We start from the raw sequence: 21,639 nt of genomic DNA, 5'->3' as shown, positions 1-21,639 counted from the left end.
TGATACATTCCATTTTCCGAACGACTTCATTCCACCGTTCACATTCACTACGAAGGCATCATTGCCGTACGTATAACCTAGGAACTGTGGATTGTAGTGTGTTCCTGTTTCATTGGTGAATTCTCGGATCACACCCACATAATTCAATCCATACGCATCATGATTACCCTCTGAAGGCCCGGAGTTCGAGGAGTAGCGGAGATAGAGATACGGATCGGTATATGCAGCCTCAAGAGACCCATACCCTACGCTCTTTTTCATGGGAAACACACCCTTTATTCCTGCCAGGTACCCGAAGGTGATGGGAAAGTTGTATGCAGTTGCGCTAGGAACAGCCTCCCCCGGCAGTGAGAACTCATCCACTGCCGCCTGGGCGTAGATGTTCAATCCCCGAACAGGAGTGTAGTCAAGCTCCAATCCAAGGATGGAGTTGGCATTGTTTCTGATGTAGTAGTCGTGGAAGATCATGGCAGGATTGAGAATCCTCAGGTCCAGCAGATTCTCCTCACTCTGGTACATGATGCTCTCGGTGAGGGTAAGGCCCACCTTGTCGCCAAGCATCCGCCACTCCAAGCGATGGGACATGAACATGTAGATGCCTTTGAGAACTCCAGTCTGTCCATCACCGATAAGGGGTCCATCGGTTTGATTGTTATAATAAGTTGGGACTTCAAAATATGTATTAGTAGTTGAGTTATAGACGATATCAACTCCAGATTGTACTTCATCATAATAGTGTAAAGGATGCGGGAAGAACGATGTCACGAAGGTATACTTGAACTTGTCCGAGAATGTCGTGATACGGGCCATGTTGTGGTACTTCAACGTATCACTGAGCATGAGGTTGCCAGTTGTCCCTGCACCCCATTTGAGCCTGTCCCTTCCAAGCTGGAAGGTCCAATACTCCCCTCCTGCAGCAACAAAGGCACGATAGGGCATATTGAAGTCCAAGTCCTCGAGAACCGCCGGAGGCAGCACCGGTATGTTTGTGCCGAATGCTGTGGAGCCAAACCCATGCTCCAAGGTGTGGGTGTTGCCCACACTGAATTCTGAATAGCCGTAGAAGTTCTCGGCCGGCCAGGTTTCCAATCCGATATTCAGCAGGGGCTTTTGTTGCAGGAATCCTCTATTCCAAGTTTCCCTTCCCACAAAGTTGGTGGTATCGGTGTGGTAATAGGCTTCCAGATTGGCATCGAGGTTCCAGGAGAGGCCGATGCCGTCGCCTTGGATCTTCGGTTCTTTGTTCAATTGCTGAACAACATAGTCATAGGTTGAAGAAAGGCTTCCTTTCAGGACTTCGGGTTTGAGCTTCTCCAACATCAAGGCAAGTTCTGCCTGACTGTACGGACCGGTTGTGGAGGGAAGCGATAGCCCTTGGGAGATATAGAGCATTTGGATGGCTTGGTAGACGTCATCATCCAAACTGAATACTTTCTGCTGATTGGAAGCAGCCATAACAGGTGATAACAACAATACAAGAAGCATGAAAAGAGCAACTGACCGAGACATTCGCATGCGAAACCTCTTCATTGATAATTTTCTTCAGTATAAACCAAGGGGTGCCAAATGGCACCCCTGATGTTTAGTTTTTACCCTGTTACTACAATTCAGTAATCAAGCCGGCTAAGTCATCGGTTATCACCGTCTCTTCATCTGGAGCGGCTGTCATTGCATAGGTTGGCGGTTCGTAGTTCTCAAGCCAAACACTCTGGTCGGCCTGTGCATCGGCAACCAAGGCAGGAATCAGGATCATAACCATATCCTGCATCAAGGGAATCTTGAACTTGCGGGTGATCACATGCTCCTCCCAGTTGGAGTCGGTATACACTACCTTCACCTCGTGGGTCTGGCCGGTCACCTCGAACTTGTCACGATCGCGTGCTGCAAGTTCCAGCGCGTCCAGCTTGTTGATCTGGACCTCCACCAACTGAAGGGCCTTGACTTCCGTCCCGTTCACGGTAATGGTCTTGTTGTCGACGAGTACAGTGTGTTGCCTTCCAATGAAGAAGAGAAACACCGAGAAAGCCAGGATCAGTACAATGATTGCAAGGCGGATCCATGTTTTGCGATTGAAGGTAATGCTCATGCTTTCACCTCCTGCTCGGCTGCAAGCTCAAGACCTGCAATATTCTCATCCCGCCTTTTTCTCACCTCGTAGAGGACCAGTGAAATGGTGATAACCCCGTAGGAAACGAATACGCGGAAGTACTCACCGAGCTGGGCTTGTCCGATGAGGTTCTTGCCCGCCATCGGGCTGACGATGAACATGAGGTGGAACAGGATGACACCAAGAAATACGTTCCTGATATTGGCCTTTGCAACCGTTGCACCACCAACCAGAAGAGCGGCAACGCTGAACATACCAATTTGCATATGGCTGTTGTATGTGTTCAACGTACCGATGTTCTGCAAGTACACGATCATACCGTAGCCGGCAAAAACCGTGGATATGATAATCGAGATGATGCGGGTATGCTCCACCCTGATTCCCGCTGCTCGAGCAACTTCCATATCCTGCCCCACTGCGCGCATGTCCTGACCGAGCTTGGTCTTCTTGAACCAGAGCACGAACAGACACAGGAGGGTGATCAAGGCGAAGGTTGCAAGAGGAATGGGAATACCGAACAGTCGGATGGTCAGCAGATTGTCCAAGGATTTTCGAATACCGATCAGGTTGACGGTATTGCGGATACCATAGCCTCTTGGCAACACCAAGGCGTTTGACCTGATCGGAATAACAGCACCCATGCCGTAGAGTACAATCAACTGATAGATGCCGTTCATGAAAAAGCCGATGATGTAGCTGGTAACCATCTCACGGCCTTTGGCCATGTTCAGGATCTTGCCGCACCACCAGCCCAGAAGAATCGAAATGGGGGTGGAGATAATCATCGCCAGAAGCATGCCCGGAATCCCTACGATGCCCCAGTCGCTGATGAATATCAGGCCGATCTGACCGGCCATGGCCCCGAGAGTCATGCCGAAGTTCAATCCCATGCCTGCAAGGATGGGAATCAGGAGGCTGACGATCAAGAAGGAGTTTCGGACAATACGAATAATGATTTCGCTGAACAAATAGTTTGCCGAGTACCCGCTCAAGGGTATACCGAAGGCACAAATCACCAGGAAAAGAATCGGCACGGTATTGTTGGCCATGAAGCGGAGTACTTTTTGGGTGTTGGTCATCTGAAGCTTCATCGTACCGCCTCCGTTTTTCTGGTCAGGGCGTAGAGGATCATACCGTTGGAAACCACAATTCTTATAACCTCACTCATGTCTGTATGAATCATCGAGTTCATGACCGACGGCGTCATGGTGACAATGCCCTGGAACAGGAAGGTTCCAATCACAACGTTGAGGATTGAAGCCTTGTTCACCGAGGCTCCTCCGATGAGAATTGCCGAAACCGCCGGCAGAGCCATGTAGAAAGGACCCATATACAGTTGGATGAATCCAAAACTTTGCTGATACACGAGGATGCCTAAAGCTCCCAACCAGGTCGACATCACGACACTGAGGGTCCTGATACGGTCTACATTGATGCCGCTTGCACGGGCAAACACAGGATTCGAGCCAACAGCCGTCATTGCAGTCCCTGTCTTGGTGTGCAGGAATGCCCAGATGATGAATGCCAGCAATGCAAAAAACAGGATCATTCCGGTGGGAATCACCAAGTGATCACTTAGTCGAATCGACAGCAGGTTGTTCAGCACATGCAGGTAGTAGCCTTCAACCGAAATCGTGGTACGAAGCCCCGATCCACTATAGCCCCAGACCATGGTGGGATTGCTGAAGGGCAACAGCAGCCACATGATGCACATGAAAGCCACACTGGAAAATCCTACATAGGTGGCGATCATCATCTCTCCACCCTTTACCCTGTTGAGCAATTGCCCATACCCCCAGCCGAGGATGACAGCGAACGGGGTTGCCAGAAGAATTGCCAGCACGAAGGAGAAAGGTCCGGGGATATTGATCTGCAGGCTGATGGTTGCACCCAGGAGCCCGGCAATGATGCCCAAGGGAAGTCCGAAGTTCAGGCCGCAACCACTGTGAATCATCGGAACCATCGCCAAAACCATGACTGCGTTCATTCCGAAACGGTTGAGTGTATCAGAAAGGCTGGTTCCTACATTAACGCCCACGAACGGGGCGAGAATGAAGAGGACCAGCAAGAACAAGGCAATAATGACTCGGGGAAGCCCGAAGGAGCGTACCATGTCCTGTATCGAAGCTTTCAGCTTTTCGAAGTTCATACACTCCCTCCTTGTTTATGGCCGACCATCAACAGACCAAATTCAGCACTGTCGGTGCTGGCTGGCAGAATGCCGAATACCTTGCCGTCGCTGATGATGGCGATCCGGTCGCAAATCGCCCGTAGTTCTTCAAGTTCACTGGATATCATGACAATGGTGGTCCCACTCTCCTCGTTGTATTTCCTGAGCGCTTTGAGTACAAGGCTCTTGGCCCCGATATCAATGCCTCTCGTAGGTTCTGATACAAACAAAAGCTTGGGTGATACAGCAAAGGCCTTGGCCAGACATACTTTCTGTTGGTTGCCTCCACTCAGCTCCTTTGCTTTTTGCTTGGTGCTGGTGCAACGAATTTCCAATTGCTCCACATACGCTTGCGTCTCTTTTTCAATAGCTTCCTGGTCACGCCACTTGATGGCACCGCCCAGGTACTTCTTGAGGTATTTATCCTGGACCTGCATGGCCGTAAAGGAGATGTTCCACTCCAGCGTCTCATCGAGCAGCAAACCCACCCCGCGCCGATCTTCGCTGACAAACGCCATTCCGGCATCAAGGAAGTTGCGGGGATTGTTCAAATCAATCTGATTTCCCTCGAAGGCAACCTTCCCGCCGGCAGGGAACAGGCCCATTGCTCCATTGGGAATACCGAGCTTGCCCTGCCCGGCCATGCCTCCGATACCCAGGATTTCTCCCTTATGCACCTCAAGGCTCACATCCCTTACCGTCTCACCGGGCATATTCACCCACAGATTTTCAATGCTGAGAATCACAGGAGATTTCTCGTAATCGAACGTACGGGTCTGGCGCTGGGAAGTATTCACATCACGCCCCACCATCCAACGGGCGATATCGGTGATGACAACCCCTTGTGCAGGGACCGTCTTGATAATCTTGCCGTCACGCATGACCATGATGGTGTTGCACACATCAATAATCTCTTGAAGACGGTGGGTGATGAAAATTATGGCAATTCCGGAATCACTTAACTTACGCATGGCAGCAAGCAGGCTGTCCGCCTCCTGCTCGGAAAGTACTGCAGTCGGCTCATCAAGGACCAAGAGCTTGATGCCTTCGGTAGCCGCGGTGGCTTCCTTGCTGAGCTCACGTGCGATTTCGGTGAACTGTTTGTGCCCTACCGGCATTTGGGAAACCAACATGTCGGCATCGAGGGGGACATTCAACCGGCCGATGGCTCGTTTGGAAATATCGTCCATCTGTGCACGGTCGAGAGTGTTCATCCTCTCTCCGAACACCTCGCTGAGCCATGTATACTTGAGCGGCTCACGATTAAGGAGAATATTTTCCGTAGCGGTAAAATCGGGCAACAGGGAAAACTCCTGATGCACCATGCCGATTCCTTTTGCCAAAGCATCAATGGGGGATGCGAATTCCACTTTCTGTCCATTCATCAGGATTTCCCCACCAAACCCACCGGTTTGATGGATCTCATCCATGCCAAAGAGAATCTTCATCAAGGTGGACTTTCCTGCACCATTCTCACCGACAAGCCCCAAGATCTCTCCTTTTTTCAGAGAGAAATTGATGTCGCTGAGTACTTGATTGCCGAAAAAGTCCTTGCTGATGTGTCTCATCTCCAGCAAGGGAGCATCATTCTCATTCATCTGTTCTATCCTTCCAAACTTGGTTGTGACTCTTATCTGAGTGCAGACAACAGTTACGACCACGTTCAAATAGTTGTTTCACTAAGCGGTATAAAGGGGGAGAGTACCACTCTCCCCCTCATGATTGCAACTAGAAAACCTTATTTGATGGAGAAATACTTCTCGGGAACAACGAGATCAGCGTTGCCCATGTAGCCCTTGCCCATCATGTAGGTGTCCTGGTAAATGAGGACGTGGTTGCGAGCCCTCACACCAGTGTTGACATCGGTGTAGAAGGAACCATTCCACTTTGCACCAGCGGTGTACTTGCCATACGCCTTCATCAGGTCGGCAAGCTTGAGCAATTCGCTCTCGCCCCTGAGCACGTTGATGGCATGCTGGCCAAGGCCGGCAGTGGTGGTGTAGCCATACGAATAAGCCCAGGTGCCGAAGCGGCCTGCGCCACCCTTGGCGACAACAGAAGCTTCAACCTTCTTGAGAATAGCACTAAAGTCGCCAGCCTCAGCAGAGAGGTCGATGCCCAGAGCTCCAGGATATCCCATCAGCGGGCTGGGGAGGTCGGCTTCGATGAAGAAACCACCATAGGCCAGAAGCTGCTTGAGCAAAGGCTCGGTGTGAGCGTCGTTTGTGCAGAAGAATGCAGCATTCTTGCCATAGGTCTCGATCCATGCGGGAACCTTCTCAAGAATATACTGCTGAGCACCGGCAACACCAACGTCGGAGGTCGGATCGGGAGCGGTCTCAAGCACGAACTTCATACCGAGTTCCTGACATGTTGCACGCATGATGGCAACACGGCGGCTCATGGTTTCATAACTCATGTGTCTGGGGAACGAGATGTGTACGAAGGTATCGCAGCCGAGCTCATGAGCGGTGCGGATAATCAGATAGCCGCGGGCGACGAAGTCATTGTTGACAGCGAGGTCTGCAGAAGTCTGGATTACATTAGGATCCTCGTGAGCTTCACCGGCGATGGTGATGATGTCGGGTCTTCTCTCCTTGACGCGGCGGAAAGCCTCAGTGGTTCCAGGAATAGCCTGGTTGACAATGATTGCCTTCATTTTCGGATCATCGGCGAGGCCGCTGATTACGCTGATGGTGGTCTCAGCTTCGTCCATAAAGTTGTCAGGATAGGTGACGTGCTGAATGATGCCACCAGTGGAAACGGAACCATACTCCTCGATCAGGCGTTCAGCACCACGAAGATCATCTTCAGACTGGGAGACTGTACCGGTGACAATACCAACATGGAAGTCACTGGCAGCGGGCTTGGCGGCAGTTTCTTTTGTACCTTGTGCAAACAAGAAACTGGAGGCCAGCAGGATGCAAAGAACAAGAGCTAAGGTCTTTTTCATTTCTACTTTTCTCCTTGAATGGGAAATATCCCACGAGTCATGATACGAAAAAGATAGCCAGAATACAAGAAAAGATTGTTTTATTTATGCAACTCGATGTAAATTGCCTGCATTTTTATAGAATAAGGGCATGGAATGCCTCCACGCCCCTATACATTCAACACAATTCGTATACTTTACTTGGTTGCTTGCTGCCTTCTCACTTCATAAAGAAGGATGCCGGTTGCCACCGAAACGTTCAAGGAATCGATATGTCCGGTCATTGGGATTGTAACCAGATGATCGCAAAGCTTCTGTGTCAATTGCCCGATTCCCTTGCCCTCGTTGCCCATCACCAGGACAGTCCGTTTGGGGAAAACGGTCTTGTACACTGCCTGCCCATTCATGGCGGCGCCATAGACCCAGAACCCCTGGCCCTTGAGATACTCGATCTCCCGATTCATGTTGGTGACCGTCGCCAGCGGAACATAATGGGCGGCACCCGAGGAGACCTTCACGACAGTGGTATTGGCCTGGGCGCTGCGTCTTTCCGGGATGATCACCAAAGAGACTGAGAACTGGTCGGCGGAGCGGAGAATTGCACCAAGGTTCTGGGGGTCGGTGATCTCATCAAGCACCAAGACCAAAGCTGAATCGTCTTCCTTCAGACTCGCGCAGAACTCCTTTACCGATATGGCAGGAATCCTGGCCCCGGACCCTTTCACAGGGATGACGAGATCCAGAACCGCTCCCCGATGGTCGGCATGATCGACCATGCGATCCATCTCGACCTTCGCAATCTTCTTGACGATTACCTTGCCGCTTAGCTGTGCCTGGCGCTCCAGCGTCTGGGTGTTGCTCCCCATACCACGTACAAGATAGAGAACAGACCCTGCGGCTGCTCGTTTTAGTCCTTCTTCAATGGCGTGGAAGCCAATAATTTTCTCACCCATATGGTGCTCCTCGTACTGTGTGCAACAGGGCTACCGAATCCGGTAGCCCTGGCCATGTTATTCTTCATCAAATGGAACTGGATTCGGCGAAGTCTCTTCACCCAATGCATCCGAGAGTTCCTGCATCAGCTTCTTTGCCTTCATTCCCAAACGCTTGGGGACTTGGACCATGAGCTTGATGTACATATCGCCCCGGTCGGTCGAATTGAGCTTTGTTACTCCCCTCTCCCTCACCCTGAGCATTTTCCCATGCTGTATACCCGGAGGAATATTCACCTTGATCGACTGTCCATCAATGGTAGGAACCTGTATCTCGGCACCCAGGGAGGCCTGCGTGAATGAGATGGGTATCTTGCAGTACAAATCATAGTCCTGCCTTACAAAATACTTGTGGGGCTTCACGTTTATGTATACATACAAATCACCGGCGGGGCCACCGTTGGGCCCTGCATCACCCATGCCGCGCAGGACAACCCGGCTTCCTGTATCAACTCCGGCAGGAATGGTCACCTTGACTTTCTGCTGCTTGCGCTTCAATCCGGTGCCATGACAGGAGGAACAGGGGTTGTCGATTACCTGACCGCTGCCATTGCAAGTGGGACATGTGCTGGCGATGGCGAAGAAGCCGCTGTTGCGCCGTACCTGGCCGCTGCCGTTGCAGGTCGGACAAGCCTTTGTCCCGCTGCGGCCTTGAGAGCCTGATCCATGGCACTCTTCACAGGCCACCTGATGCGAGTAGGTTACCTCGACCTTGGTTCCGAATACAGCATCCTTGAAATCAATATCGACATCATAGCGCAAGGAAGACCCGGCTTCAGGACCTCGTTGTCCACCACGGCCCTGCGTCCGTCCGCCTCCTCCAAAGAAGGAGCTGAAAATATCCTCAAATCCACCGCCACCGAATCCACCACCAAAGATATCGCTGAAATCACGATACACATTGGAGTAGTCGCGAGGACCGCCATTCGCACCATCAATGCCCGCAAAGCCGTATTGATCATACATTTTGCGCTTCTTCTCATCGCCGAGGACATCGTATGCTTCGGTTGCTTCCTTGAAGCGTTCCTCAGCAGCCTTGTCACCCGGATTCTTGTCGGGATGGTTGGCAATAGCCAGTTTTCGATATGCCTTCTTAATCTCTTCAAGTGTTGCAGTCTTTCCGACCCCAAGCACTTCATAGTAATCACGTTTCGCCACGATGCGACTTCCTTAGAACAGATTGGCCTCAGAAACATCATGTCGGCCGAAGCCGACATGATGGTAAGCCGTTATGCTATAGTACCCTGTTACCGACTCCTTAGTCTACAACTTCGAAGTCTGCATCCTCAACTCCGTCCTTCGTATGCTTCGGCTGGGAAGCTGCTTCGGAAGGTTCTTCCTGGGTTGCAGAAGCCTCGGCACCCTGAGAGGCGGTGTGCTTGTACACTTCTTCGGCAAGCTTGTATGCTGCCTGTTGCAAGGCCTCATTCTTCGCCTTGATTTCCTCGGCACTCGCCCCTTGATTCTCCATCACTCTCTTCAGGTCGGCGATGGAACTTTCAATCTTTGCCTTATCATCGCCGCTGATCTTATCCCCGTACTCCTTCAAGGACTTCTCCGTGGAGTAAATCAAGCTGTCAGCCTCGTTGCGGGCATCGATACGTGCACGTTCCCTCTTATCCTCTTCAGCGTGAGCTTCTGCTTCCTTGACCATCTTTTCAATTTCGGCGTCACTGAGGCCGCTGGAGGCTTCAATGCGAATCTTCTGCTCCTTGCCGGTGCCAAGATCCTTTGCAGAAACGTGGACAATGCCGTTGGCGTCAATATCGAAGGTGACTTCAATCTGGGGAACGCCACGGGGGGCGGCAGGAATACCGATCAAATCGAACTTGCCGAGGGTCCTGTTCTGGGAAGCCATTTCACGCTCACCCTGCAGAACATGGATGCTCACAGCAGTCTGTCCATCAGCAGCAGTCGAGAAAATCTGGCTCTTGCGGGTTGGAATGGTCGTGTTGCGCTCGATCAAGCGGGTGCAGACACCACCGAGGGTCTCAATACCCAAGGAGAGCGGCGTAACATCAAGCAACAGAACGTCCTTGACGTTTCCACCAAGGATTCCACCCTGGATTGCAGCGCCCATGGCTACAACTTCATCGGGGTTCACGCCCTTGTGGGGCTCCTTGCCGAACAGCTCGCGGACCATCGCCTGGACAGCGGGGATTCTGGTGGAACCACCAACGAGGATGACCTCATCAACATCGGCTGCAGTCAGACCGGCATCACGGAGTGCATTCTTGACCGGGAGCTTGGTGCGCTCGATCAGGTCAGCGGTCAGCTGCTCGAACTTTGCACGGGAAAGAGACATCTGCAGATGCTTCGGACCAGTGCTGTCAGCGGTGATGAAGGGCAGGTTGATGTCGGTGCTGGTCGAGTTGGAGAGCTCGATCTTCGCCTTCTCAGCTGCTTCACGCAGTCTCTGCAAGGCCATCTTGTCATTGCTGAGATCGATTGCGTTGGACTTCTTGAACTCGCTGATCATCCATTCGATGATCCTCTGGTCAAAGTCGTCACCACCGAGGTGAGTATCGCCATTGGTGGACTTAACTTCAAAAACACCATCGCCCAGCTCGAGAATGGAGATGTCGAAGGTACCGCCACCAAGGTCGTACACTGCAATCTTCTCTTCCCGTGAAGCATCCTTCCCAAGGCCATATGCAAGGGCTGCTGCGGTCGGTTCGTTTACGATGCGCTTGACGTCAAGGCCGGCGATCTTGCCTGCATCCTTGGTTGCCTGCCTCTGAGCATCGTTGAAGTATGCAGGGACCGTGATGACGGCTTCGGTGACAGGCTCACCAAGATAGTCTTCTGCGGTCTTCTTCATCTTCTGCAGGATTGCAGCAGAAATCTCCTGAGGTGAGTATAACTCTCCACGGATGTCGATCTTTATCTCATCACCATTCTTGGCGACCACTTTGTACGGAATCTTTCCAAGTTCAGAGGGAACTTCATGATACTTGCGACCCATGAAGCGCTTGATCGACCATACAGTATTCTCGGCGTTTGTAACCATCTGGTTCTTTGCAGGCTGACCTACCAAGCGATCGCCCTTGGAGGTAAATGCAACAATACTGGGAGTCGTCCTCTGGCCTTCGCTGTTTGCAATGACCACAGGATCATTACCTTCCATAACTGCAACGCAGCTATTGGTGGTACCCAAGTCAATTCCTATAATTCTTCCCATTTTATATTTCTCCTCTCCTATGTAACTATCAAATTCATGGTTCAGGGAATTTTCTCCCTGCACCTAAGGTACTCATACCGTAGCTAAACGTCAAACGTTTGGCTTACCTACTTTTACCTTTGAAGGCCGAAGTACTCTGCCATGAAGTTTGTAACCAACGGCGAACTCTTCCAGTACCGTTTCGGTTTCCAAGGAATCGTCGGCAACCACCATATAGGCTTCATGCTCTTCGGGATTGAACTCCTTCCCGACTGCTTCAATTCGCTGAAGACCCCAGTTCTTCTCCAATGTAGAGTACAGCTGGGAGTTTACCATCACCACCCCGTCATGCACCTTGGTATAATCCTTGGCGGACTCAGCAGCTTCCAACGCACGGTTGAAATCGTCAAGCGGCTGCAAAAGGTCGCGGATCAGGCTCTCGTTGGCAAACTTGATGGATTCTTCCTTGTCACGGATGAGACGTTTTCTATAATTCTCAAGATCTGCACGGTCGCGAAGCATTTGCTCCTTCAAGGAGGCAACCTCACTTTGAGATGCTGCAAGCTGTTCTTTCAATTGCACGATTTCCAACTCCTTCTGTTCAAGTTCAGACGGGACATTACTTTCCTGTCCTGCTGCTTCCGAAGAAGCAGGAGCCTCCTGCTGGGTTTCAACAGCCTGAGCGGTTGCAGTTTTCACTTCATCTTGTGCATCAGCCTTGCTTTTCTTATTTTTCTTTTCCATTCCGTCCCTCGATTTCCCATACGCCAAAACAGGGTATTGGCACATGTCTATTTGTAAACCCGGCATACAGAAACTTCCCATGTGCCGGGCTCAGAATCATAACCATTCATATCATAGAGAGTAGCCCGACCTCGGGCATGCTGATAACATACTCACACACAAGAGGAAGCGTCAAGTATTTTTGTCCTCTTCCTCATCCAGAGAGATCTCTTCTTCTTCACCCTCAGGAACATACTCAACCCATGCTTTTTCTTCCTTGGCCGAGCCCTCTTCTTCAGAGGGTTCCTCCATCTCAACAGGTTCTTCCATCTCAGGTTTGGAAAGATGGGCTTGGGCCTGCGCCTCTTGTTGCTGGATTGTTTCTGTGATCGTTTGCAGCTCATCCTGTTTTTGGGTCAATTGCAGGGCAAGAGAAGCAAGTGACGCTGTAAGAGCCGCAGCGGTGTTGCTTTCCTGGGTATTCGATGCAATGAGATTCTCTTTCTCACCATTCAAACGGATGAGATCTGCATGCAGGGTTGTCGCCTCATCCTTGAGATGTGCGATTACTTGAGCAAGCTCTTCCTGCTTACGGCCATCCCGTCGCAGTCTCTCCTGCACGTCGTCATTTCGCTGTACCAGTTGCTGAATCTGGGCGGCATACGTTTCCAGATTTACGTGTTCCTGCTCCTTGAGCTTCTCACTCATCTGTTGGGCCTGCAGTACGCGTTCCTGCAACTCCTGGATAAAACTCGTGATAGTATGGACCATGGTATGGAAAGCTTGGTCCATCTTGGTAATGGCATGGGTTAACAGGGCATCCATCTCACCATTGCATTGTTGTGAGAAATCCTTCAAGGACTGTAGTGTTTGGGCATTAACCTCTACCAACAATTGTTGCACTATCTGCTTCTGCTGAACGAGGGTTTCCTCGATTTCAGTCTTAAGCTGTTCGTACTGTTTCTTCTGCTCGTTCAGGTCTTGGAAAGCCTGCTCGCGGGCCTGCTCCAATGCATGTCCGTTGGAAGCGATGATTTGATCACTCTCATCTCCGAGCTGGCGGATTTTTGCAAGTTGGCCGGAAAGGACAGCCAGAGAAGCAGCCTCATGGCTCTTGAGCATCTCTGAATGGGATGCGACTCTCGCTTGGTTGGCTCGCTCCACCTCTTGTACTTCACTCTCATACTCCTGGAGCTTTGCATACGAGCTGTCCAACAACTGCTTGACTCGAAGCTGCTGATTGGAAATTGCATCTGTACCATCCTCTATGATGGCTTGCAACGAATTCCTGAATGCCTCGAGTCTTGCATCGAATCCGTCAATGATCGCCTGCACAGCTTCAATGCGTGGCACTTCTTCCTTGACCTGCTCGATTCGCGCCTCAACCTGTGCCGTGGTTGAGCCAAGCTTGGTCAGGGAGTCGCGATATGTGTTGAGTACACCCTGAAGCTTGGCAAGATCGTCACTGCGAACCTCGAGCTCGGCAAGTTGGTTGTCAAGCCTCATCAGCATCTGCTGGGAGGCTTCAATCTTATGATTGACCCGCTCTTCCACCTGTTGTGCGGTATCCTTGAACTGCGATCGGGCCGATTCCACTTCCCGGGAGAAGAGACTCACCTTCTGCTTCATCAAATCCAAGCGTCGGTCACGCTTATCCTCCACCCGCAATAAGTAGATAATAACCAACGTGATCAGAAACAGGATGACAGGAAGCAAGAGTTCAAGTCCCATACCGCACCTCCATGCATTCAGAGTACCAGAGAAGCGAACTCCTTCCAAGAGCAGACTACAAGATCGGCATCAGGGTAGACTGGTTTGTGCTTCGAGGTAATCAGGCAGGAGTACATACCTGCCTTCTTGGCACCTTGACAATCCTTGGAGTAGCTGTCTCCCATGAAAAGAACCTGAGTCGGAGGCAGTGCCAAACGTTCAAGCAAAAACGAGAATGCCCGGCTGCTCGGTTTCAGATAACCGCTTTCTTCAGAGCTGTATGCATGGTCCACGAGGTCAGCAATCCCCAAAGTCTCCAGTTTGCCGGCGAGAGGGAAATCACTGAAAACCGCAATGGCAAGACCATGCCGTTTCGCCTCAATGAGTGCAGAGCGCATCCCATCATAAGCCTTGATCGAACGAAATGAACGTTCCCAAGCCTGATAAAACTGCCGCTCGATGGAGGCACGAGTTTTTTGCAGACTGTGCGCATCCAGAGGACGGCCGAGTCGACCGGCAACCAAACGAGCCTGAAAGTCCAACAAGCCTTCACGATTCGGCCTCAGGCCCGGCTCCTGATCCTGGAGCCGGCGATACTCTTTACGAGCCCAGTTGAAGGCCATGGCCAACCGAAGCGAAGGGAATGAAGAGCGAAGCATTCTGCTGTTGAGCATCCGCTTGGGATAGATGGTTCCATCAATATCGAGGCACAGTACCCTGATGCCTTGGTCTACCAAGAACCCCATTCTTAATCCCGCCTCCGGCCGCTCTGCTTCTCGTTGCGCTTACGGGCCTTGTCTACTGCAGCCTTGTTGCCGGGTTTGGTAGCCTTCGGTTTTGCTACCGCCTTGCCTCCAGTGTTCCGCTTCACCTCTTTCTGGGGTGCAGGATTGGCTGGAGCCTTAGGCCCACGTTCATGCAGTGAGGGATTTCGCCTCCGCTCACGAAGATCAATCTCGACGGGGATGAGGGTAAAACCAAGGTCCTTTCTGATGTTGTTCTTTAGATATTGGATGTAAATCTGCGGGAATTCCTTTACACGGTTAACAAAAAACAGGAATTTCACCGGATTGGCGCTGATTTGGGTTCCATAATACACCTTATAGTGGCCGCTGCCGCCGCGCGGTGGTTGATAAGCCTCGCTCCAGACCTTGATCGCCTCATTGAGGCGGGCGGTGTCAACGCGCTTGTTCAGCTGCTTCCACACCATCCAGACCATGTCGAGCAGCTTCCCGATATCCTGGCCTTTCAAGGCGCTGATGGAAGTAATCGGTGCAAAATTGAGAATCGGGAACAGGAATCTGACTCGGTCCTTGATCGCCTCCAACTCATTGCCGATTCCTGCAAGCAGATCGATCTTGTTCAATACCAGAATGATTCCCTTTCCACGGCGTACTATAAGATTGGCAATCTTCTTGTCCTGATCGGAAAGTCCTTCGACGCTGTCGATCATCAACAAAACAACATCGGCTTCATCAATCGTCTTGATGGCACGGTTGACCGAGTAATACTCGACATCCTCCTCAACCTTGCTCTTGCGCCGGATGCCTGCGGTATCGAGTACGGTAAAGTCGGTTCCCTTGTAGTTGAAGGCTCCCATCACCACATCACGGGTGGTACCGGCAATGTCACTGACGATTGAAATATCCTTGCCGACCAACAGGTTGGTCAACGTGGATTTGCCGGTATTGGGTTTACCGAGAATCGCAATCTTCACCCGTTCGGCTTCCTCGGGAGCCTCTTCCAGGCTTACCAAATCGAGCATGCCCAGCAGGGTTTCCTCCAACTCCTCGATACCCAGACCATGGGCGGCTGAAACACCCAAAATCCGCTGATACCCATACTCGTAGTATTCCCATAGCAGGTCTTCCCGTTTGGGGTCGTCTATCTTGTTGACCACCAAGACGATCTTGTCGGTGTAGGGGCGCAGGTACTCCAAGAGCTCCCGATCCTCGGCGGTTATTTCGGTGCAGTCCATCATAAAAATTATGGCATCGCTGATGGAGAGCAGACCCAGGCTCTTTTGTGCTACCAAATCATCCATGCTGTCCCGGTCGACTTTTACTCCGCCGGAATCGATGAGGGTGACCGGGTGGTTCCCCAACAGCCAACGCTCGGGAATCGGATCGCGGGTAACCCCGGGCGTGGGGTCGGTAATGGCTCGTCGTTTTCCAATGAGGCGATTAAAGAGGGTGGACTTGCCCACATTGGGCCGTCCTATGATGGATACCACAGGAATCTTTACCTGGGTATCAACGGTTTCAAATGGTGGTGAAATGATCGAATCGGTCATGCATCCACTCCCTTATATAGGTGGTAATGGTTAGATAGGAGTCCATGCTCAGCACATGTTCGGCAAGTTTCTTTGCCTCCTCGTAGGAGACGGAACGAAGAATTTTACGAACCTGAAGCAGGCTTTGGGACCCCATACTCAATTCATCCAGTCCCATCCCTGCCAACAGCACGGAACAGAACGGATCGGAAGCCATCTCCCCGCAGAGGCTTACCGGTATGTTGTTTTGGTGGGCCATTTCGATAATCATCCTGATCGACCTGAGCACCCCGGGGTGGAATGGCTGATACAGGTAGGCGATCTTCTCATTTCCCCGATCGACGGCGATGGTGTATTGGATCAGGTCATTGGTTCCAATAGAGAAGAAGTCCACCTTCTTGGCCAGAATATCTGCACACAAGGCTGCAGAAGGCACCTCGATCATCGTCCCCACCTTGATATCGGGATCAAAGGGAATGTGTTCACTTCGACACTCCCCCTTGACATGCTCGAGGAGGTGTAAAACAGCGTTCAACTCCTCCACCCCGCTGATCATGGGGAACATGATCTGCAATTTTCCGTAGACACTGGCGCGGAGCAACGCCCTGAGTTGAACGGTAAAAATATCCTTGCGAGAGAGACAGAACCTGACAGCCCTCCAACCGAGGATGGGGTTCTTCTCATCGATACCCAAACCGCTGACCACCTTGTCCCCTCCGATATCGATGGTACGGATGGTTACCGGCTTGGGCGCCATAGCCTCGATGATCTGTTTATAGACCTGGAACTGCCGCTCTTCCGAGGGAGTCTCCAAGGATTCCATATACAGGAACTCGGAGCGAAACAACCCGATTCCTGAAGCACCGCAGGCCTTGGCGGCTTCCACCTCGTTGGCAGTCTGGATATTGGTCTTCAAAAGGATCTCATGCCCGTCGGTCGTGGTGGTGGACAGGCCGGCCATCTGGTGCAGCTCAAGTTCGTGCTGCTGCCAGAGAGCATACCGCTCATCGAGCATCTGTGAAACCGTATGGTCTGGCCGGATGAAGGCCTCGCCATAGGTGCCGTCGACGATGATTTCGTCCCCGTCGTTGACTGTCTTCGACGCCCCGCCGGCAGCAAGCACGGTGGGGATGTTGAAAGCCCGAACCAGGATTGCCACATGGCTGGCCCTGCCACCGCCATCGAGGCAGATGCCCAGGATGTGCGTCTTGTCCATCGCAAAAAGCTCGCTGGGCATCAGGATGTCGGCAACAAGAATCACATCCTCGCTCAGGTGTTCCATCCGTCGCTGGCCCTTGCCCTTGATCGCATCGATCAAGTACAACGATACATCCTTGAAATCCACAGCACGCTCACGAAGCAGGTCGTCATCCGTCTGCTCAAGAAGCGCCACCATGCTCGAGGTAACTGAATCGATGGCCCATTGGGCGCACACCAGATTGGTGGTGATATAGGCTTCAATCTGCTGAATATATTCGGGATCCTCGAGCATAAGCAGATGCGTTTCCAGAATGTCCTTCGACTCTCTGGAAATATTGCTTGCGTCATGCTCTTGCAGTGTTTGTTTCGCAGTCTGCAGGGCGCTGCGGAACTTTGCCAATTCACCAGGCACCCCATCGGCCAGGATATGCTGCTTCTCTGCAGCCAAAGAAGCGTGGTGGTGAACCAACGCCTTTCCCTTCGCCAACCCTTCGGAGGCTGCTATGCCCTTGAATATCCTCATATGTAATGTACTATACGGACTTTATCTACTGATGTAAAGCTGGAAACACAACCGTCGATTCGCTAGAATGGTTACGATGGAAGATCCAATCCTCGATGAAAAACCAAAAAATCACCGCCCTGTAGTGCTGTTTCTCATCTGGCTGCTCTTCACCGTTGCAGTCACAGCTCTCGGATATCCACGTGTGCGCACCTCCATTGAGGAAAGCGGTGTACTTGAGGTGTTGAAAAACAGTACGGCAGATCAGCAAACCCAAACCAACCTGCGCAAGGTAGAGGTGGTTTTCGTCCAGTATCCCCTGACATACCAAACGTTTTCGGTCCAACAGCCACGACTGGGGGGAAGTGCCTATCACGATACGTTTGAAGCATTGCTCGCCGGACCATCGCTTGAGGTTCTCAAGACTGGAGCGGTCAGCTACCTGCATCCAGACACAACCCTCAGAGGGGTCACCCTCTCCTCAAGCATCTTGTATGTGGACGTCTCCAAGGAGTATTTGCTCTCGCCCGATCTTGAAGCAGCACGCCAGCAGATACGACGCACCGGTCTCGCCTTCCCCCGCGTAAAGGATGTAGTGATTCTTGTTGAAGGAAAACCGCTTAGCTGACCAGATTCTCCACCTGTTCAGTCATCTGGTCCTTGCTCAAGCCGGGCTCCATTTTCAACAAGGCAAGAAATTCACTATTCCCTTTATGCCCGGTGATCGGGCTCATCGCCAATTGATGCATCCCAACCCCATCCTCGGCAAGCAGGTCATACACCTTTCGCATGACCTGTATCAGGATGGTACGGTCCTGCACCACTCCGTTGAAGTTGGTCATCCCCTTGGGAACCTCGAACTGGGGCTTGATCAAGCTCACCAACCAACCATCTTTACACAAGGAAAGAATGTGGCTTGCCGCCCCGGCAATGGATCGAAACGAAAGATCGCAGACGGCGGCATCGCATGCCGGATCCAAAGACTCGAGGGTCATGATGTTCTGTTTCTCATGCACAATGACCTGGTCGTTGGTACGCAAGCGCCAGTCGAGTTGGTTGTACCCGACATCGACGCTATGGACCAGCCTGGCTCCGCGCTTGAGCAGGCAGTCGGTAAACCCTCCGGTGGAAGCGCCCGCATCGAGCATGATTAGATCCTGCACATCCAGAGCGAACCGATCCAGTGCATGCTCAAGCTTATAGCCGCCGCGGGAGACATAGGCATCGAAGGTGAAGGAGAAAGAGGATTCGGGATTGACAAGAAGACGAGGATCGGTTGCGAGCACACCATCGACCAGCACATTGCGGCAGACAATGAAGGCTGTGAGCTGGTCCTTGGTATACTCGTCAAACTGCCGGCCGAGGGCCTTCAGCAGTGCAACCTTCCGAACTTTCATCAAATATCGTACAACCTTGAGAAGCGCTCGATTGAGATTGCCTGACCGCTTGCCGCATCGATGGTGATGCAAACCCCCTGCAACACAGGTGCTGTATTTGCAACTTCGGTACGCAGAGGCATCTGCGTCAGCTGCTTGGCTATCGAGACGGCGGGATCTGAACCGATGACGCTTGCAGACGGACCGCAGAGTCCCAAGTCAGTGATGTAGGCGGTTTTCCCAGGGAGAATTTTCTCATCGGCGGTCTGAACATGGGTGTGGGTACCCACAACTGCCGATACCTTGCCGTCCAAATGGAAGGCAATCGCTTCTTTCTCCTCGGAATTTTCTGCATGAAAATCAACAAGAATGATGGGGGTCTGCTTTTTCAGGCGCTGTACCTGGTCGACACCCACCCTGAACGGACAGTCGATGCTGGGCATCGACTGACGTCCCTGGAGATTCAGAACAGCAACCTTGTAGTTCTTGATATCCACCACCACCGAACCATGACCAGGAGCCTGAGGGGGATAATTCGCAGGCCTGAGCAGGCGCTTCTCACTGTCGAGCAGACCCCTGAGATCATCCTGCTGCCAGATATGGTTCCCGCTGGTTATTACATTGATTCCCAGAGAAAAAAACTGGTCCATCAGCGCTGCCGAAAGGCCGAAGCCATTGGCGGCATTTTCACCGTTGACTACGACCACATCAGCACGGTAATCCTTCACCAGGGTGTGCAATCCGATAAAAAGAGCCCTGCTTCCGGGCTGTCCGCAGACATCCCCAAGCAGCAGGGCGACACATGTTTTTGCATCAGCCACGAACAACCTACCTAGCGTACTCGACGACCCTCATCTCTCGGATGATGGTCACCTTGATGCGTCCCGGGTATCTCAATTCAGCCTCGATGCGCCCGGCGATGCCCTTGGCAATCTCCTTGGCACCATCATCAGTGACCTGATCGTTGTTCACCAGAATCCTCAGTTCTCGCCCGGCCTGGATGGCATAGGCCTTATCGACTCCGGTGAAGCTCTCGGCGATCTGCTCAAGAGACTCGAGACGCTTGATGTAATTATCCAACGTTTCACGACGGGCGCCGGGGCGTGCAGCACTGATCGCATCGGCAATCTGTACAATGACAGCCTCGATGGTTTGAGGTTCCGCATCGTTGTGATGGGCAAGGATTGCATTGACAACCCTTGGATCCTCACCAAGGCGCTTTGCCATATCAGCACCAAGTTCAGCGTGGTTCGCATCACTCTCGGTCTCGATACCCTTTCCGATATCATGCAACAAGCCCGAGCGCATCGCAAGCTCACTGTTGGCACCAATCTCACTGGCGATCATGCCGGAAAGAATGGCGACTTCCTTGGAATGGCTGAGCACATTCTGACCATAGCTGGTCCTGAAGTGCAACCTCCCCAAAGCCCGGATGGTTTCCGGACCAACGTTGTGGATGCCAAGATCGAAAATGACCTTCTCACCCTCATCGGCGATGATTCTTCCAATTTCCTTGGTAACCTTGTTGACCACTTCCTCAATGCGTGCCGGATGAATGCGCCCATCCTGGACCAAGCGCTCAAGGGAAACCCTTGCAATCTCTTTGCGAACCGGGTCGAAGCATGAAATGACCACAGCCTCAGGAGTATCATCGATGATGACATCCACCCCGGTAAGGGTCTCAAGGGTACGGATGTTTCTTCCTTCCCGACCAATGATCCTGCCTTTCATTTCGTCGCTGGGCAGACTCACCGAGCTGACCGTCACATCACTGACGACCTCCGTGGCAAGTCTCTGGATTGAGGTCACAACGATATCACGAGCCTTTTTGTCAGCGGAAAGCTGCGCTTCCTGCTCAATCTTATTGATCATGAGCTGCGCATCTCTCCTCGCATCGTTGTACATTGTCTCCATGATGATGTTCTTTGCCTCATCAGCGGACAATCCAGCAATGCGTTCAAGTTCAATAATCAGGCTGCCTTCTTTTTCGGCAACCTCTTGTTCTTTCCGGGAAAGTCCAGCTTCCCGGTCTCCTAATTGCTTTTTGATAGCATCTAATTCAGCCTGCTTATGCTCAAGATTCTCTTCCTTCTGAAGAATTCGTCTCTCGACGCGCTGCAGTTCACTCCGTCTTTCCCTAGCCTCTCGTTCCTGCTGTTGTTGTTCTTTCAACAACTGATCCCGAGTCTCAAGCAAGAGCTCTTTGCTCTTCGCTTCCGCTTCCTTTATCGCTTCCTCGTTCAGCCTGATCGCTCTCTGTTCGACCGAGGTAAGCTTAAATTTCGCATACAGCCAACGGCTCAACCAACCTAAGATGATACCAATAAGACAACTAAGGAGGATGATAAGTATACGTTCCATATACTACCCCCTATTGTAATGGTACAATGATACGTACGCTTGTCCGAATTGTCAAGGCTCGAAAGTACCACTATTATGTCTGTAAGTACAGATTATTCAGTTAATTACGGAGAATTGTACAGCCTTACGGAACA

At 51.8% G+C, this 21,639-nt stretch carries 18 protein-coding genes; 1 reads left to right on the top strand and 17 read right to left on the bottom strand.

The features are described 5' to 3' along the window. The 14 genes from B3K89_RS10425 to ptsP all read right to left on the bottom strand — a co-directional run. Positions 1 to 1,455, bottom strand: a 1,455-nt coding sequence (locus B3K89_RS10425; RefSeq protein ID WP_345907372.1) for a hypothetical protein, incomplete at its 3' end; no start/stop codon positions are given. A 145-nt stretch (positions 1,456 to 1,600) separates the two neighbouring features. Beyond that, positions 1,601 to 2,086 (bottom strand): DUF6672 family protein, encoded by a 486-nt coding sequence (locus B3K89_RS10420; RefSeq protein WP_293896113.1) that lies wholly within the window; start codon positions 2,084 to 2,086, stop codon positions 1,601 to 1,603. Next, on the bottom strand, positions 2,083 to 3,198 hold the full coding sequence (locus B3K89_RS10415; RefSeq protein ID WP_293896110.1) for an ABC transporter permease: 1,116 nt from the start codon (positions 3,196 to 3,198) through the stop codon (positions 2,083 to 2,085). Before B3K89_RS10415 ends, B3K89_RS10420 begins: the two co-directional genes overlap by 4 nt. Beyond that, complete coding sequence (locus tag B3K89_RS10410; protein ID WP_293896107.1) at positions 3,195 to 4,256, bottom strand: ABC transporter permease subunit; 1,062 nt, start codon at positions 4,254 to 4,256, stop codon at positions 3,195 to 3,197. The genes B3K89_RS10415 and B3K89_RS10410 overlap by 4 nt, the downstream gene beginning before the upstream one ends. Continuing rightward, positions 4,253 to 5,875, bottom strand: a complete 1,623-nt coding sequence (locus tag B3K89_RS10405; RefSeq protein WP_293896104.1) for a sugar ABC transporter ATP-binding protein — start codon at positions 5,873 to 5,875, stop codon at positions 4,253 to 4,255. The genes B3K89_RS10410 and B3K89_RS10405 overlap by 4 nt, the downstream gene beginning before the upstream one ends. 140 nt (positions 5,876 to 6,015) lie before the next feature. Then, on the bottom strand, positions 6,016 to 7,230 hold the full coding sequence (locus B3K89_RS10400; protein ID WP_293896101.1) for a DUF3798 domain-containing protein: 1,215 nt from the start codon (positions 7,228 to 7,230) through the stop codon (positions 6,016 to 6,018). 176 nt (positions 7,231 to 7,406) lie between these two features. Continuing rightward, on the bottom strand, positions 7,407 to 8,162 hold the full coding sequence (rlmB, locus tag B3K89_RS10395; RefSeq protein ID WP_293896098.1) for a 23S rRNA (guanosine(2251)-2'-O)-methyltransferase RlmB: 756 nt from the start codon (positions 8,160 to 8,162) through the stop codon (positions 7,407 to 7,409). A 57-nt stretch (positions 8,163 to 8,219) separates the two neighbouring features. Next, on the bottom strand, positions 8,220 to 9,359 hold the full coding sequence (gene dnaJ / locus B3K89_RS10390; protein ID WP_293896095.1) for a molecular chaperone DnaJ: 1,140 nt from the start codon (positions 9,357 to 9,359) through the stop codon (positions 8,220 to 8,222). 100 nt (positions 9,360 to 9,459) lie between these two features. Next, entirely contained in the window at positions 9,460 to 11,382 is a 1,923-nt protein-coding gene (gene dnaK / locus B3K89_RS10385) for a molecular chaperone DnaK (RefSeq protein ID WP_293896092.1), read from the bottom strand. 90 nt (positions 11,383 to 11,472) lie between these two features. Continuing rightward, positions 11,473 to 12,105, bottom strand: a complete 633-nt coding sequence (grpE, locus tag B3K89_RS10380) for a nucleotide exchange factor GrpE (RefSeq protein ID WP_293896089.1) — start codon at positions 12,103 to 12,105, stop codon at positions 11,473 to 11,475. 171 nt (positions 12,106 to 12,276) lie between these two features. Beyond that, positions 12,277 to 13,815: a SpiroCoCo family coiled-coil protein gene (locus B3K89_RS10375; RefSeq protein ID WP_293896086.1), complete on the bottom strand. Its 1,539-nt coding sequence runs from the start codon at positions 13,813 to 13,815 to the stop codon at positions 12,277 to 12,279. 17 nt (positions 13,816 to 13,832) lie between these two features. Then, complete coding sequence (locus B3K89_RS10370; protein WP_293896084.1) at positions 13,833 to 14,540, bottom strand: HAD family hydrolase; 708 nt, start codon at positions 14,538 to 14,540, stop codon at positions 13,833 to 13,835. A 2-nt stretch (positions 14,541 to 14,542) separates the two neighbouring features. Continuing rightward, positions 14,543 to 16,087 carry a ribosome biogenesis GTPase Der gene (gene der / locus B3K89_RS10365; RefSeq protein ID WP_345907371.1) on the bottom strand — a complete coding sequence of 515 codons (1,545 nt, stop codon included), beginning with the start codon at positions 16,085 to 16,087 and terminating at the stop codon, positions 14,543 to 14,545. Continuing rightward, positions 16,056 to 17,789 (bottom strand): phosphoenolpyruvate--protein phosphotransferase, encoded by a 1,734-nt coding sequence (gene ptsP / locus B3K89_RS10360; protein ID WP_293896080.1) that lies wholly within the window; start codon positions 17,787 to 17,789, stop codon positions 16,056 to 16,058. The genes der and ptsP overlap by 32 nt, the downstream gene beginning before the upstream one ends. A 76-nt stretch (positions 17,790 to 17,865) precedes the next feature. On the opposite strand from ptsP, the gene B3K89_RS10355 reads away from it, so the two are divergent. After that, a complete protein-coding gene (locus tag B3K89_RS10355) occupies positions 17,866 to 18,396 on the top strand; it encodes a GerMN domain-containing protein (RefSeq protein ID WP_293896078.1) in 531 nt (176 codons plus the stop codon). On the opposite strand, the gene B3K89_RS10350 is transcribed toward B3K89_RS10355, so the two are convergent. From B3K89_RS10350 to rny, 3 genes are read right to left on the bottom strand one after another with little or no spacing between them, the layout of a single operon-like run. Then, positions 18,389 to 19,165, bottom strand: a complete 777-nt coding sequence (locus B3K89_RS10350) for a TlyA family RNA methyltransferase (protein WP_293896076.1) — start codon at positions 19,163 to 19,165, stop codon at positions 18,389 to 18,391. The two genes, B3K89_RS10355 and B3K89_RS10350, sit on opposite strands and share 8 nt — an antisense overlap. Continuing rightward, complete coding sequence (locus tag B3K89_RS10345; protein ID WP_293896074.1) at positions 19,165 to 19,965, bottom strand: TIGR00282 family metallophosphoesterase; 801 nt, start codon at positions 19,963 to 19,965, stop codon at positions 19,165 to 19,167. The genes B3K89_RS10350 and B3K89_RS10345 overlap by 1 nt, the downstream gene beginning before the upstream one ends. Before the next feature lie 7 nt (positions 19,966 to 19,972). Beyond that, complete coding sequence (gene rny, locus B3K89_RS10340) at positions 19,973 to 21,505, bottom strand: ribonuclease Y (RefSeq protein ID WP_293896071.1); 1,533 nt, start codon at positions 21,503 to 21,505, stop codon at positions 19,973 to 19,975. Between the last annotated feature and the right edge of the window lie 134 nt (positions 21,506 to 21,639).

This window comes from Sphaerochaeta sp. UBA5849 (assembly GCA_002432715.1).
Taxonomy (GTDB): Bacteria; Spirochaetota; Spirochaetia; order Sphaerochaetales; family Sphaerochaetaceae; genus Sphaerochaeta.
This window is presented reverse-complemented; position numbering and strand designations above follow the sequence as displayed.